15 protein-coding genes are annotated in these 13,394 nt (G+C 46.5%); 3 read left to right on the plus strand and 12 right to left on the minus strand.

Features of this window, described 5'->3' with window-relative positions; translation table 11 throughout:
* Positions 1 to 344 precede the first annotated feature (344 nt).
* The 6 genes from GKZ89_RS01080 to cdaS all read right to left on the minus strand — a co-directional run bounded on the left by GKZ89_RS01080 (position 345) and on the right by cdaS (position 8,052).
* Positions 345 to 2,264, minus strand: coding sequence for a vWA domain-containing protein (locus GKZ89_RS01080; RefSeq protein ID WP_155110532.1), 1,920 nt, complete (start codon positions 2,262 to 2,264; stop codon positions 345 to 347).
* A gap of 9 nt (positions 2,265 to 2,273) precedes the next feature.
* The gene (locus GKZ89_RS01085) at positions 2,274 to 3,152 is read right to left on the minus strand and encodes an ATP-binding protein (protein WP_194201618.1); all 879 of its coding nucleotides are present in this window, start codon (positions 3,150 to 3,152) and stop codon (positions 2,274 to 2,276) included.
* 257 nt (positions 3,153 to 3,409) lie between these two features.
* Entirely contained in the window at positions 3,410 to 4,459 is a 1,050-nt protein-coding gene (locus GKZ89_RS01090) for a C40 family peptidase (RefSeq protein WP_155110534.1), read from the minus strand.
* Positions 4,460 to 4,718: 259 nt separating this feature from the next.
* The gene (locus GKZ89_RS01095; RefSeq protein ID WP_155110535.1) at positions 4,719 to 5,936 is read right to left on the minus strand and encodes an MFS transporter; all 1,218 of its coding nucleotides are present in this window, start codon (positions 5,934 to 5,936) and stop codon (positions 4,719 to 4,721) included.
* A gap of 103 nt (positions 5,937 to 6,039) precedes the next feature.
* On the minus strand, positions 6,040 to 7,347 hold the full coding sequence (locus GKZ89_RS01100) for an NCS2 family permease (RefSeq protein WP_338324888.1): 1,308 nt from the start codon (positions 7,345 to 7,347) through the stop codon (positions 6,040 to 6,042).
* A gap of 81 nt (positions 7,348 to 7,428) precedes the next feature.
* Positions 7,429 to 8,052, minus strand: a complete 624-nt coding sequence (cdaS, locus tag GKZ89_RS01105; RefSeq protein ID WP_155110537.1) for a sporulation-specific diadenylate cyclase CdaS — start codon at positions 8,050 to 8,052, stop codon at positions 7,429 to 7,431.
* A gap of 38 nt (positions 8,053 to 8,090) precedes the next feature.
* On the opposite strand from cdaS, the gene GKZ89_RS01110 reads away from it, so the two are divergent.
* Together GKZ89_RS01110 and GKZ89_RS01115 are read left to right on the plus strand one after the other, a co-directional pair.
* Positions 8,091 to 8,294 carry a MarC family protein gene (locus GKZ89_RS01110; RefSeq protein WP_338324889.1) on the plus strand — a complete coding sequence of 68 codons (204 nt, stop codon included), beginning with the start codon at positions 8,091 to 8,093 and terminating at the stop codon, positions 8,292 to 8,294.
* 41 nt (positions 8,295 to 8,335) lie between these two features.
* Positions 8,336 to 9,691, plus strand: coding sequence for an MATE family efflux transporter (locus GKZ89_RS01115; RefSeq protein WP_155110539.1), 1,356 nt, complete (start codon positions 8,336 to 8,338; stop codon positions 9,689 to 9,691).
* Between the two features lie 79 nt (positions 9,692 to 9,770).
* Here GKZ89_RS01115 and bshB2 read toward each other — a convergent pair whose 3' ends face one another.
* Genes bshB2 through rarD form a run of 4 tightly spaced genes read right to left on the minus strand, consistent with a single transcriptional unit; the run spans position 9,771 to position 12,041 of the window.
* The gene (bshB2, locus tag GKZ89_RS01120) at positions 9,771 to 10,439 is read right to left on the minus strand and encodes a bacillithiol biosynthesis deacetylase BshB2 (RefSeq protein ID WP_162356334.1); all 669 of its coding nucleotides are present in this window, start codon (positions 10,437 to 10,439) and stop codon (positions 9,771 to 9,773) included.
* An 18-nt stretch (positions 10,440 to 10,457) separates the two neighbouring features.
* Positions 10,458 to 10,805 carry a YojF family protein gene (locus tag GKZ89_RS01125; protein ID WP_155110541.1) on the minus strand — a complete coding sequence of 116 codons (348 nt, stop codon included), beginning with the start codon at positions 10,803 to 10,805 and terminating at the stop codon, positions 10,458 to 10,460.
* Positions 10,806 to 10,817: 12 nt separating this feature from the next.
* The gene (locus GKZ89_RS01130; protein WP_155110542.1) at positions 10,818 to 11,084 is read right to left on the minus strand and encodes a hypothetical protein; all 267 of its coding nucleotides are present in this window, start codon (positions 11,082 to 11,084) and stop codon (positions 10,818 to 10,820) included.
* A gap of 18 nt (positions 11,085 to 11,102) precedes the next feature.
* Entirely contained in the window at positions 11,103 to 12,041 is a 939-nt protein-coding gene (rarD, locus tag GKZ89_RS01135; protein ID WP_430696666.1) for an EamA family transporter RarD, read from the minus strand.
* A gap of 121 nt (positions 12,042 to 12,162) precedes the next feature.
* Between rarD and GKZ89_RS01140 the strand changes: the two genes are divergently transcribed.
* Positions 12,163 to 12,639, plus strand: coding sequence for an Hsp20/alpha crystallin family protein (locus GKZ89_RS01140; protein ID WP_155110543.1), 477 nt, complete (start codon positions 12,163 to 12,165; stop codon positions 12,637 to 12,639).
* A gap of 60 nt (positions 12,640 to 12,699) precedes the next feature.
* Here the strand turns inward: GKZ89_RS01140 and GKZ89_RS01145 are convergent, their stop codons facing one another.
* Positions 12,700 to 12,945 carry a hypothetical protein gene (locus tag GKZ89_RS01145; RefSeq protein WP_155110544.1) on the minus strand — a complete coding sequence of 82 codons (246 nt, stop codon included), beginning with the start codon at positions 12,943 to 12,945 and terminating at the stop codon, positions 12,700 to 12,702.
* Between the two features lie 79 nt (positions 12,946 to 13,024).
* Positions 13,025 to 13,387 carry a DUF2188 domain-containing protein gene (locus GKZ89_RS01150; protein ID WP_155110545.1) on the minus strand — a complete coding sequence of 121 codons (363 nt, stop codon included), beginning with the start codon at positions 13,385 to 13,387 and terminating at the stop codon, positions 13,025 to 13,027.
* Positions 13,388 to 13,394 lie beyond the last annotated feature (7 nt).

The raw sequence follows: 13,394 nt of genomic DNA on the forward strand, positions 1-13,394 counted from the left end.
CTATATTCTTTCCAACAATAATCTATCGAAAATTGTAAATAATATTGAAAAACAAAAAATTGTATCGATTGCTGTCGGAATTTTTACTGAATTTGGTTAAAATCAAAGGATTATAGGTTTACCTTTCTTCTGATCAGCTCTGAAAGCGGAAGGTTGGAACATTGCAGTATACTAACCCGCTGCTTCAGCAGGTCAATGGATGCCGTCTCCAGAGCATAGGAGAGCATAGACATTTGTTCCGCCATCATGTACTTAGTTTCGGGTTAACAGACTTTGATTCCGCCAGACTCCCTGCTCCCGGTTTACAGCCATAAAAAAAGAACCGCAATAATGCGGCTCTTACCTCATCCACTCTGGATACTTTTTTTCAGAAGCTTCCTCAACAAAGGAAACAAAACATCCGGAAGATCGCTCACATTAGGGACGATGATGCTGTATTTTCCATAGATGTTCTGGATCGTTTTCACCTGGGCCTCCGCAACATCTCCATTTGAAAGAAAGATATTGATGACTTCAATCCCCCGCTTGCGGGCTTCAATGACGGCTTCATGGGTGTCTACGATGCCTTTTTGCTCGTAATCCATGGCAGCAGGCTCTCCGTCTGAGAAGACGATGAGGAATTTCTGCTTTTCATATCTTGCGGTCAGCTCTCTAGTCATATGGCGGATAGCAAACCCATCACGGTTGTCTTCCTCAGGGTTCAGCTGCATGATCGCAGGCCCTGCACCTTTACTCAGGCTGCCCTGGAAGGAAATGACCCTGTGAAAGTAATTCGGCTGGCTTGCAGCTGAAGCTTCGTTCGTATCCTCCCAGAACCCTGTCACCTGATGGACTACACCCACCGATTTCAGCGCTTCATGAAAGAGCGTGATGCCAAGTTTTGTATCCTCCATTTTATCATGCATCGACGCGGAGCAATCCACCAGCAGACTGAACACGGCATCAATCTGCATATCAGGTTCCTGTTTTTTGTAAAACAGCCTAGGGTTGTCATCTGTCAGCCACCTTAAAAGCTTGCGGCCGAGTCTGCCCGTATGAAGGTTCGTGCGCGGGCTTGTTTTCTTATGCTCAAGTGTTTTTTTAATCATCTGCTTTAATTTTTTCTGGTAGTGCGAAACCGCTGCTTTGTTTTCACTGTACAAGGTCAGTTCGCCGGGAGTTGCCACTGCAGGATCTTTGTCGACTGCGAAAGCGAACCGGTTTTCTTTTCCGAAAAGAGAACCGGTGCGGTCCGAACCATCCTGCCTGTTTTCCTGAACGTCCGAATCCTTATAGTTGTTTTTAGCCGATTCCCTGGCGGAGCCCTGAACGGTTCCCATCGCCTGGTCCCCGTCCTCTCCTTCCCTTAGACCGTTGCCCATTAGATCGGTCTTGGAACCGTGCTCCAGGTCATACTGCAGGAAACTGTCGGTTGCTTTACTCGTTTCCCTGTGCCAGGTTGGCATTTCCTGATCATGAACGTCCCGTTCCTCTTTCCTGTCCACATCGAGTTCATCGTCGTTATCAAGTTTATTGACCCTTTTCAAGTCAGCAAAACGGGCGCCATCTTCTTCCTCATAGCCGTGTTCAGGAAGGAAAAAGTACGTGTTCAGCATGTCTTTATCCAAAAACTCTTCAGCTGTTTCAGAGATTCTGAGAGCAATGCCTGCTGTTTCAGAAGTACTTCTGCTCTCATAGGCACTTTCAAGCTCTCGCTGCAGATAGGGCAGCATCCGCTCGAAATCCTCATTGAGCGGGGGCAGCACTTCCAGCGGCGAATCGGCAGTAAGCTTTAGATAAAGGGCGTTAAACAGTGCATCTGCTGCGATATTCCTTTCCAGATGAATCGTCAGCTGGGATTGGAAGTACCTTCTGTAGAGCGCGGTTCGTCTGGCAAAATATTTTCCGGTTCCAGGCCTGTCCTGTACAATTTTCGCTTCCACCCGGGCCGCTTCCAGCAGAGCAAAAAGCTGTTTGGCGAAGCTGGGAACAGAAAGTTTAACAGCCTGCTTAATCCATTTATCCGTCTCTTTCCTGTCACTGTAAAAGACATGGCCGTATGCGTGAAGATAAACATCACTTTTTAGCCCGCCTCTCTGATCCTCCTCAGGACGGTGGTCCCAGAAATGAGTCAGATATATCTTATTTTCAGTAGGATTCAAGTAGGAATAAGGAGCATACTCCAGCTCAAGCTCCGCGTTTTGGGATAACGTCTTCGCAAGGTCGGACAATTCCATGAACAGAAAAGAATCGATCTGGCTGTCGTTAAATTTAATAAATCTCATCGTACTTCCTCACCCAAACAGCGTTTCTGCGATATTTCGGACAGCGGCTTTTTCCCTGTCATCCTCGAGTTTCTCCGCAATGCCGCGTTCGATGGCTCTCATTGGAGGGATGAAAGATGCCAGATCGCAAGTGTCAAGCAGCGCTCTGATTGAAGCAGCCTCTTCAGATACCTGGCCGTTTTTAACTTGAGCGATCAAATCTGCAGAAAGCCTGACAAATAACGTGATGAGCTTTTGATCTTTCAGATTGGACTGGTTTTCGATGATTGACCGAAGCTCTTCTCCTTGTATGTAAGGAACATCAATGATCACAAAACGGTTTTTCAGCGCTTCATTAAGCGGCACAGTACCCACATAGCCTTCATTGATCGCAGCGATCACACCGAATGCAGACGTTCCTTTTATCACTTCTCCCGTAAAGGGATTCGTAATGGTTTTCCGGTAATCCAGCACACCGTTTAGTATCGGCAGGGTTTCAGGCTTCGCCATATTGATTTCATCTATATAAAGGAAATGGCCTTTTTGCATCGCTTTGATGACAGGACCCGGTACAAATTCAATAGCGGTCTCTCCTCCGCTTGAGTGAATGGTCTTGTAGCCAAGCATGGCCTCTGCATCCAGATCAACCGAACAGTTGATGCTGTGCATGGATCTGTTAAATATAGAAGAAATGGTCTCGGCAAGCTTTGTTTTACCGGAACCGGTTGGCCCTTTTAAAAGGACATTTTTCCCAAGTGCCAATGCGATCACAGCATCTTCTATGATGGAGGCATCTCCTGTAATAAATCCTCCTGTTCCAATCAGAGAAGGATCCTTTTCGGAAATACCCGCAGTTTGTTCCATTCGTTCTTTAATTGCTTCAGGCAAAGAAATGTTTAATCTATTCATCAGTAAAAACCTCTTTTCAAGCTTTTCATTCTGTAACAGTATACAGAAAAAAAAGGACGGCGACAAAACGTATCGCATTTTTGACAGACTGCTAAGGAACAGCTCTCATTCATCCGGTCCGTTTTGTCATTGTGCAAAAATGAACAAGCATCCGGCTTTTGGAAGAGACAGGATTAAACGATCACCATCCATTTACCCTCCAATAAAAAGCAAAAAGCACAGAGACGCTCGTCTCTGCGCTTTTTACAGGCTGCCATTTAGAAATATCTTTTCGCTCCAAGATACGTTTTTTTCCAATAGGAATTAGACATGCTGGACACGGTTATCCCCTGTGATCCGCTGGCATGAATAAATTCACCGTTCCCAAGGTAAATTCCCATATGGGAAGGACCTGCCTTATAAGTTGTAAAGTATACAAAATCTCCTCTTTGAGGCTGTGCTACCGGTTTCATGATGCTGGAATAGCCGGCTGCACTCAGTCTGGATACGGAAGTGACCTTGTTCATCACGTAATAGACAAAGCCGCTGCAGTCGAATCCTGCCGGGGTATTCCCTGCCCATTTATAAGGGATTCCCTTTAATTTATGGGCTTCACTAATCATCTTTTCAACCTTGCCGCTTGCGGAAGGCGCCTGCTCTTTTTGCGGAGGCTGCTGATCGGATACAGTCCCCCCTGAAGAAGTCAGCTTAAGGATCTGATTTACATAAATGACATTCGACTTTAACTGGTTCGCTACTTTGATCTCTGCTACAGACACGTTCAGCTGATTCGCGATCTTCCAGAGCGAATCTCCGGGTTTTACTTTATAAGTGCTTTGGGATCCCGGCTTCTGTTCCTCTGAAACGGGCGGTTTGGAAGATGGTACTGGAGGAACTGCCGGTTTCACAGGATTAGATACATTTTTAACTTTAAGAATCTGGCCTAAGAAAATGGTATCGCCTTTTAATGAGTTAAGAGACTTTAGTTCGTTTACGCTGACTCCAAATTTACGTGACAGGAGCCAAAGAGAATCTCCCTTTGTGACTCTGTATGTACTAACCTCACTTTTTGTTTCCTTGGACTCGGCGGCTGTGTCTTTTTTTACAGCAGACGTTTGCGGAATTTTTAAAAGCTGGCCAATCTGAATCGTGCTGCCCGTCAATTCATTCTCACGCTTTAAATCATTGATGCTCACATTATACTGATTGGCGATCTTCCAGAGCGAATCTCCTTTTTGCACTTTCACACTTTCAGCAGAAGCAGACGTTGCAAAAAATGATGCACCGGCTACCGCAGTAACTGTCAATCCCAGGACTTTGTGATTCATTCTAGAGCCTCCTTCTTTCATTAGTTCTATTCTACTTTACTCAATAAGCACATATCTACATCTTTTTTCAAAAAGATGCAGGATTCACCATATTGACAGCATTCTATAAGATTATCGGCCAATAAAAGGATATGTTAATAGATTGACTGATTTTTTTCTATTATGGTAACGGAGCGTTCCTTGAATTTAATCTTTTCCGGAGTGCGGCCGGGCTGGCCTCCCCTGCCGCACTGCAAAAAAAAACAGCCGGAGGCTGTTTTTATCTGCTTGCTTTCTCCGGTTCTCTGCAGACTGCAGAGGAGCGGCTGATGGCGAGAAGCTGTTTTTTGCCGTACACCAAGGTGAGCGCCAGAGACAGAGCACCGAACACGAGAACCATGTACTGCAGGCCGATCGTGTCAAGTAGGAGGCCCGTACCGAGGAGCACCACCTGAAACATGACACGGTCAAGCATATTGCGGAAGGAAAAAAAGCGGCCGTGGTATTCTTTTTGGATTCTTGTTTGAAAAATAGTCGAGGCGATTGGAAAGAAACATCCTACACTGAGACCGAAAAGCCCGAATGACAGCAGTGACATCCAGAAGTGATCACTGAAAAACAGCGACAGATGGGCGATGGATGTGCTCAGAGAAAAGATCAGCATCAATTTAATATGGTTAAACCGGTCTGCCAGTTTTTTCACAAGGAATGCTCCAACCATAAAACTGAGCCCTTCAACCGTGTAAAGCAGTCCCTTAACAGCCGTGCTCTGCTGAAGTTCGCTGATATTGATCACCATTAAATTGAACCCGCCTATGAAAAGCATGGGAATGATGGTCAGGATTAGGGCTGATAAGGCCGCTGGCGCTTTTTTCAGGACGGGCATGACCTCAAGGAAGCCCCCCTGGCTGATGCGGTTTTCAGAATCACTTGCCTGCTTTTCTTCAAGAGAGAGAAAAAACGTTGAGACCAGGAGCAGCCCGTATGCTGCCATCGAGAGAGCGTATACAACGGTGAGGCTCACGTAAGCAAGCAGAATTCCGGCAAGTGCTGTGCCAATTATTCTGGAAAGGGTCGCAACGTTCATATGCACCCCGTTCATCTGCACAAGCTCTTCATCTTTAACAATCATAGGAATAGATGCTTGCAGAGCCGGAAAATAAAAAGCAGCGGACAGCTGGATTCCAATGAGAAACAGGAGCATCAGCCATACAGATCCATAGGAAATGGCAGCGAACATAAACAGGACACTTAGCATCCTTGCAATTCCTGATACAATCAAAACGTTCTTTTTAGAGCGGCTGTCAATCATTTTCCCTGCTGCCGGACCTGCAGCCACTCCTGCGAGCAGACCGGCAATCAGAAGCAGGGATTTGTAAAAGTCAGATGGAATGTACTGCTGCATAAATTCAAGGTTGCCGATGATGCCCATCCACAATCCCAAACCTGCTATGAATTCCCCGGTCAATATGATCCACACATTTTTATTTTTCCACATCGCATAGTCTCCATTATTTGTATGATCCTTTAAATATAGCATCCGGCAAATTATTTCGCCACCCGAAATTTCCCCTAAAAAAATACAGGGTTCTCACCCTGTATCATCCGGTCAGGAAAAAATTCACGATAAAAGCGGCTGAAATGATATACATGAGCCAGTGAAGCTCTTTTGCCCGGCCTGTAAACAGCTTGATCAGCGTGTAGGAAATAAAACCGAAGGCTACTCCCTCTGCAATGGAAAACGTGAGCGGCATCATGATCAAAGCCAGGAAGGCTGGAATCAATTCCGTTAAATCCTGAAAGTCAACCTCCATCAGCTCTGTCAGCATAAATGCTCCGATGATGATCAGGGCCGGAGCAGTTGCTACACTGGGGATAAACTGAATCAGCGGAGCAAAGAGCAAAGTGAGCAGGAATAAAAGAGCTGCAAAGACTGCTTTTAGGCCGGTTTTTGCTCCGGCAGCGATTCCCGTTGCATTTTCAACGTAAGTGTTCATCGCCGTGCTTCCGAGCAGGCCGCTGATCATCGTTCCCAATGCGCCTGTAGTAAGGGCGCGGTTTGCATTCGGGACATTGCCGTTTTCATCCGTAAGATTGGCTTTTTTCGTTAACCCGATCAATGTGGCCAGAGTATCGAAAAGCTCGACGATTGTGAAAGAGAAAATGATGGAAAGAATTCCATAGCCCAATGCTGCTTTTAAATCCAGAGCCAGCCAAGTTGGTTCAATGGATGGGATCTGCAGGGACAGAATGTCTCCAAATCCGGAAGGAGCAGGAGAAAATCCGAGGATCATGGAAGCCGCAGAAATGGCCAGGATGGAAATAATGATGCCGCCTTTCACATCCAGCGCCATCAGAACAGCAGTGAGAACGATTCCTGCTACAGCCAGAAGGGTTCCTGTATTGGACATATCTCCAAGAGCAACGACCGTAGCTTCATCCGCTACGACGATCCCTCCGTTTTTCAGGCCGATAAAAGCAATAAACAGGCCGATTCCGGCTGTAATGGAAGCTTTGAGTGTTTTCGGAATGGCCCGGACAACTTTTTCACTGATTCCGAACACGGAAAGCAAAAAGAAGAAAAATCCGGAAATGAATACAGCTCCAAGGGCGGTTTCCCATGACAGGCCCTGCTTTAGTACGACCGTATATGTAAAAAACGCGTTCAAACCCATTCCAGGTCCGATGACGATCGGCAGGTTTGCCCACAGACCCATTATCAAAGTGGTTATTACGATTCCGAATATTGTAGCGGCGAGTGCAGCTTCCTTAGGGATGCCTGCTTCTGCCAGAATAACCGGGTTTACAAGAATAATGTAACTCACGGTAACGAATGTCGTAAGCGCGGCTAAAAATTCGGTCCGCACTGTCGTCTTCCGTTCCGTCAGTTTAAAAAATGAATCCAGCACCCTGTTCAACCTCTTACCTCCTCTAATAAACATATCCGCCATTATATCCTACATTTTCACCAGAAGAAAGAGCATTATCATTTATAGATTATTTGTACTTATCGGATAAATCGAGCCGTCCTTCGCAAAAGACATTTTGCCTGATTCCTCAGACACAATCAGGACGACTGCATCGGTTTTTTCAGACAGGCCGATCGCAGCCCTGTGCCTTGTTCCAAGTTTGCTTCCATTAGAAGATACATCTGACAGCGGAAGAACATTGGAGGCGGAAACGATTTTATCCCCTTTGACGAGCATGGCCCCGTCATGCAGAGGATTCCCCGGATAAAAGATGCTTTCTGCAAGGGAAGCCGACAGATCGGCCATTACCTGAATGCCGTTTCTGATATGTGGAGCCGTATTGTCTCCCCTCTCGACGATAATGAGTGCTCCATGGTTTTTCTGGGACAGATTCTGCATGGCAGAAGCAAGGGCATGAAAACTTTCCGTATAAGCGGACAGATACGCCTGTAAATAAAATGTGGACGCAGAGGATTGTATGACTTGAAAGTGACCGCTGATTTCGTCAAGCTCGCACAGCAGACAGGAATCGGGATCGCCAAGTTCCTTTAAAATCCCCTCAGATTTTTTAATGATATCCTGCAGGTTCCGTTCAATGCTGTTTTTAATATGATCCAGTACAAATACTTCCTCTTTGCTGCTCATCCTGAAACACCGCCTGTTCTCGTTTCATATTAAAAAGAATTTTTTGGTATTTTTTACTTATACTATCCCTATCGTTCTATACGAAAGGAGACGTGATGATGTCCACTGCAAAAATCTTTCAGTATCTTTTTTCAATTTCCGGAACCGTGATTCTCGGGTTTATTTATTACGGAATGTTTAAAGGAGATTCCAATTCAAAAAAAACGATAAGCAAAAATGAGAAAAACCGTTCAAATACGTGATATAATTCCTCCATTATGTCATTTTGCAAAAGAGGTCACGTATGCATTACGCTTCATCGCTTTCTGATAAGACGAAACAGTTTCTTTACATTCTTTTCCCCATCCTGATCACCCAGCTCGGGCTGTATTCGATGACTTTCCTCGATACAACGATGTCCGGAAAAGTCAGCCCCGGTGATTTAGCCGGCGTTGCAGTCGGCTCCAGCATCTGGGTGCCGGTTTATACGGGATTGAACGGCATTTTTATGGCCATTACACCAATGGTCGGCCAGCTGATTGGAGCAAACAAACCAAAAGGCGCCTCTTATACCGTCATTCAGGGCATCTATCTATCAGCGGTTATGACACTTCTTGTGATCCTGGCCGGATTCATCGCATTAAAGCCGATGCTCTCCTTCCTTCCGCTCGATCCGCTTGTCAGAGAAATTGCCCTGGACTATTTGATCGCTTTAGGATTCGGGATTTTTCCTCTCTTCCTATATGGTGTGCTCAGGAGCTTTATTGATTCACTTGGCATGACGAGAATCACGATGTGGATCACTCTTTCCGCGCTGCCGGTCAACTTTGTACTGAACTACATGTTCATTTTCGGCAAGTTCGGATTTCCGCCTCTTGGCGGAGCGGGAGCCGGCGTTGCAACGAGCATTACATACTGGTTCACCGCTCTCTTGACCGCAGCTCTTATAAAGAAGCATCCTTCTTTAGCTTCTTTTTCCCTCTTTTCCCGTTTTTATAAAGTTTCTTTTCAAAAATGGAAAGAAATTCTCGGGATTGGAGTTCCAATCGGATTTGCCATCTTTTTTGAAACAAGTATTTTTGCCGCCGTTACACTGTTTATGAGTGAATATGACACGGTTACAATCGCTTCGCATCAGGCAGCCATGAATTTTGCATCGTTTCTGTACATGATCCCCCTCTCCATTTCGATGGCCCTTACGATTGTAATTGGATTTGAGGCAGGAGCCGGCAGGTGGAACGATGCAAGAACATACAGCCGGATCGGCATACTGCTTGGTTTGATGCTCTCGCTTGCTACTGCCGCTGTCATTTATTTTTACCGCAGTCCGATTGCCTCTGTTTATACTGAAGACGCGGATGTACTGAACCTGACGAAAACCTTTTTGATCTATGCAATCTTTTTTCAGATTTCAGATGCGGTCGCTGCCCCTATACAGGGTGCTCTAAGAGGATACAAGGATGTCCGCTTTACGTTTTATACCGCCCTTATTTCGTATTGGGCGGTCGGACTGCCGCTCGGCATCCTGTTAGCACGCTTTACAGAACTTGCTGCTTTCGGGTATTGGATCGGACTTATTGCAGGTCTTGCAGCAGGTGCAGCCGGCCTTTCCTTGAGGCTTTCTGCCATTCAAAGAAGATATGGAACGGTTCATGGCTGATTCTGCGGAAATTCCAGCTCATCCAATGCAAAAAGGAAGACTCCCTTATCGAAGGGGGTCTTCCTTTATATGTTCAATCTTAATCTTCCCATTGATAATGATAATACGTCTCTTGTTCAAAAAGCCAGCTCATCATGTGGGTGCTGCCGGCTGCGATCGTGTCTTCCATCTGTTTGATCAGCCCCTCTGTCTGGGAGCGGTGGGCTTTCAGCGCGTTCATCTTAATTTCGGCAGCTTCTTTAATATCAAGCACTACATTCGGCTGTCCGAGAACCTCTTCCCTGTTCTTGGTGATCGCAAGACAGTATGTAACCGGCCGTTCCTCTTTCGGCATCCTTTTTAAAGCATGAATCACAGCTCTTCCGGTTGCATCATGATCCGGGTGGACGCCGTGGTCCGGATAGAATGTCACGATGAGTGTCGGTTTTATCTCCTGGATCAGAGCTTCAATTTTATCCGCAAACAAATCGATGTCTTCGAATTCAAGTGTTTTATCCCGCATTCCAAGCATTCTGAGGTCCGTTACATCCATTGCTTTGCATGCATCGATCAGTTCCCGCTTACGGATCATTGGAAGCGTCTCCCGGTTGGCGAACAGGGGACTCCCCATATTCCTGCCCATTTCTCCAAGCGTTCCGCATGCATAAGTAACCGGCACACCTCTTTTTCTGTTTAACGCAATCAGCCCTGCTACCCCATATGATTCATCATCCGGATGCGGAAGGACCACTAAAATATGTTCATTCACAATCAACACTCCTTATTATCAAGATGGAAATGGCTCAGTACTGATCTGCAATGCAATCGCAAGCTTTCCATCCGGAAGATGGCCAGCCATAATCAGCCTGTTGTGTTCATCAATCGTAAAATCCGTCAGACCTTCTGCGTACGTCCATCCTTCTTCCATCTTCAAGCCTACCCGGTACGGTCCGAAACCGGTGATTTTTCCCAGAGAATAACGGAATTTAGCATTTCGGATAAAGGCAACGACTGTCATGCTGTCATGATGGTGGGCGTTATAAGCTCCGGTTGTCGTTTCGAGATGGATATATACTTCCTCATTGGCATGCTCATCCAAATAACTCTGGATATCAGCCGGTACGATTGGTTTCATACTAAATCTCCCCTACTCTTGTTTTAATGCCTTCAGCATCCTTGTGTATTCTTCGAGAAGAAGCTCCTTTTCCACGGCTCCGATGGATGCCGCTGCAATTCGGGCAGCCGAAATCCGGTGCTTTTCTTCCAAAGGCTTTCTTACTCTTGGATGAGTTCCTTCATCTAGCAGATCCCGCTTAATGGCTTCTTTTAATGTATCCGCTGGATGAGGACCGGATGCGAGCTCTCTGTTATTCCAAATTTGTCTGTAAGCATCCAGCAGCTGATCTTCTTTCATCTTATCACTCCTGCATGATTATAGGTGGGCAGATGCTTTTTTCGGCTTTCTGTATGAACGGTTCAGGAAAGCCCTGCTGCTTGAAACAGTAAAGATGAGCAGAGCAGCCCAGATCAATGAAAATGTGATCAGATCAACAGCAGTAAAAGCTTCTCCATATAGCAGGACGCCTGCAAGCAAAGTCAGCGTCGGCGCGATATACTGGAGGATCCCGGTCATATAGAGCGGGATGCGGCGGGCTCCGCCGGCAAACAGCAGGAGAGGAATCGCGGTTACAATCCCGGCACCTATGAGAAGAAGATCGATCTCTAGGCTCACTGTACCGAACGAAGCATTCCCGCTTCCTGAGAGGCTGATTAAGAACAGGACAGCCGCTGGGACCATCACAATCGTCTCAAACAGGAGACCAACTGACGGGTCAAGCTTTGTCACCTTTTTGGTTAACCCGTACAGGCCGAAGCTAAGGGCCAGAATGACCGATATCCATGGGAAGCTGCCGAAGTGGATGCTTGAAATAAGAACTCCTGCCAGTGCAAGAACGAAGGAAAGCTTCTGCCAGCCGTTCAGTCTCTCCTTCAGAAATAAAACGCCCAGCAGAACGCTGATCAGCGGGTTGATATAGTAGCCGAGGCTTGCCTCGACAATGTGATGATTGTTAACAGCCCATATGTATACAAACCAGTTGGCACTGATTAAGACGGACGAAAGGATAAGCGACCCGATCAGGAACGGTCTTTTCTTCATCTCTTTTATTGCCTGGACTACTCCGGGCCAGTTCCGTGCAGCAGTGATGACTGCCAGCATAAAAATAAATGACCAGAATATCCGGTGTGCCAGAATTTCTTCTGAGCTTACCGTTTCAGCTGCCTTCCAGTATACAGGAAGGATGCCCCACAGGATATATGAGCCTGCTGTGAGCCATATTCCTTTCCGGTCATGTCTTGTCTGTTCGTGCAATAGATATTCACGCTCCCTTTTCTCCATGGACATTATACTCTTCCCATCTCAGCCTTCACAAGCAAAAGGTTTTGCCCGTGCATATACTGTTGATGCGCCCGCCTAAAGAAAGGATGATTCGATGTTTCCTTGGAACAAGCAAAATCCGTTCAATCAGCAGAAGCTGCCGGATTTCTTCAGCAAAATGAACCCCAATCAAGTGGAAAATTATGTACAGCAGGTGATGGGCCAAGTGTTTGGCCAGGATCAGCCATCAGGCGGTTTCCCTTATCAGTTTGGGCAATTTGGACAGCAGGGGGAAGAAAAGAAAGCACCCCAGACTGAGGACTGGTTCGAGGCGACAGACCGGTTATATTTCAAGATTCCCGTCCCCCGTAAAACAGCGAAGGATGTACTCATCCAGCACAACAGCCACCAGCTCACTCTAGTTAACTTCCCCGGAAAAGGGGAAAAGCAGACGTTTCAAATGCCGCATGCCGTCCGCAGAAAAGGCACGAAAGCCTCCTATCAAGATGAAGTTTTAGAACTGGTTTTCATCAAGATGGAAGACTCAAATGTCACGGAAATCACGATTCCGGACCACGATTTTAAGAGCTGAACTGGATCAGCTCTTTTTTGCGCAAAAAAAACCGCTCTCATCGAAAGCGGATAGCAGCTGTTAATATGGTCCCGGAAATCCTCCGGCTCCGGGGTAGCCCCCAGGGTAGCCGCCTGGAAAGCCTCCAGGATAACCGCCGTAAAACCCCCCGCCGTAAAATGGCGGATAAAAATACGGACGAGCCAGTCCTCCTACAATCGCCCCTCCAAGCAGGCCGCCAAGCAGCCCGCCGACAAATGGAAAGCCGAATGGAACAAATCTTGGGTATGGAACGCCAGGGTTCCCTCTAAAACTGTATGGGTACATCATTTCCCTCCTCCGTTTATCTTCAAGATAGGTTATTCACCTAGCATGGACAACGGATGGGCCCTTACCCAGCATGCCCTTAATTTATTGCAGTTTCCTGTGAACCGTCTTCTTTGTAAACTTTTACAGAAGCATTTTTCTCCCTGGCGAGCTCTCTTGCTTTTTTTACAGCATCTGCTTTTGTATGAAAGGTATAGCTTGCCCGTTTGCTGTCTTCCTTCCCGATCGCCCATTTGTCGTCTTTTTTCTGAAGAAGGTATTCTTCAGCAGCCGGACCCCCATCATCCGCCCACTTTTCTGCCTGAGCAGTAGCAATGGCGATGGCACGTCCTTCTTCATATTGTTCGTCAAGCAGGGCATTCGCGATTTCAATTGCTTTCTCGCGTGTCTGCTTCGGCAGATTTTTCATTGAATCCGGGTAGTTACGGCTGTTCCAAGGCATAATCTTC

The sequence above is a fragment of the Metabacillus mangrovi genome (assembly GCF_009711125.1).
Taxonomy (GTDB): Bacteria; Bacillota; Bacilli; order Bacillales; family Bacillaceae; genus Metabacillus_B; species Metabacillus_B mangrovi.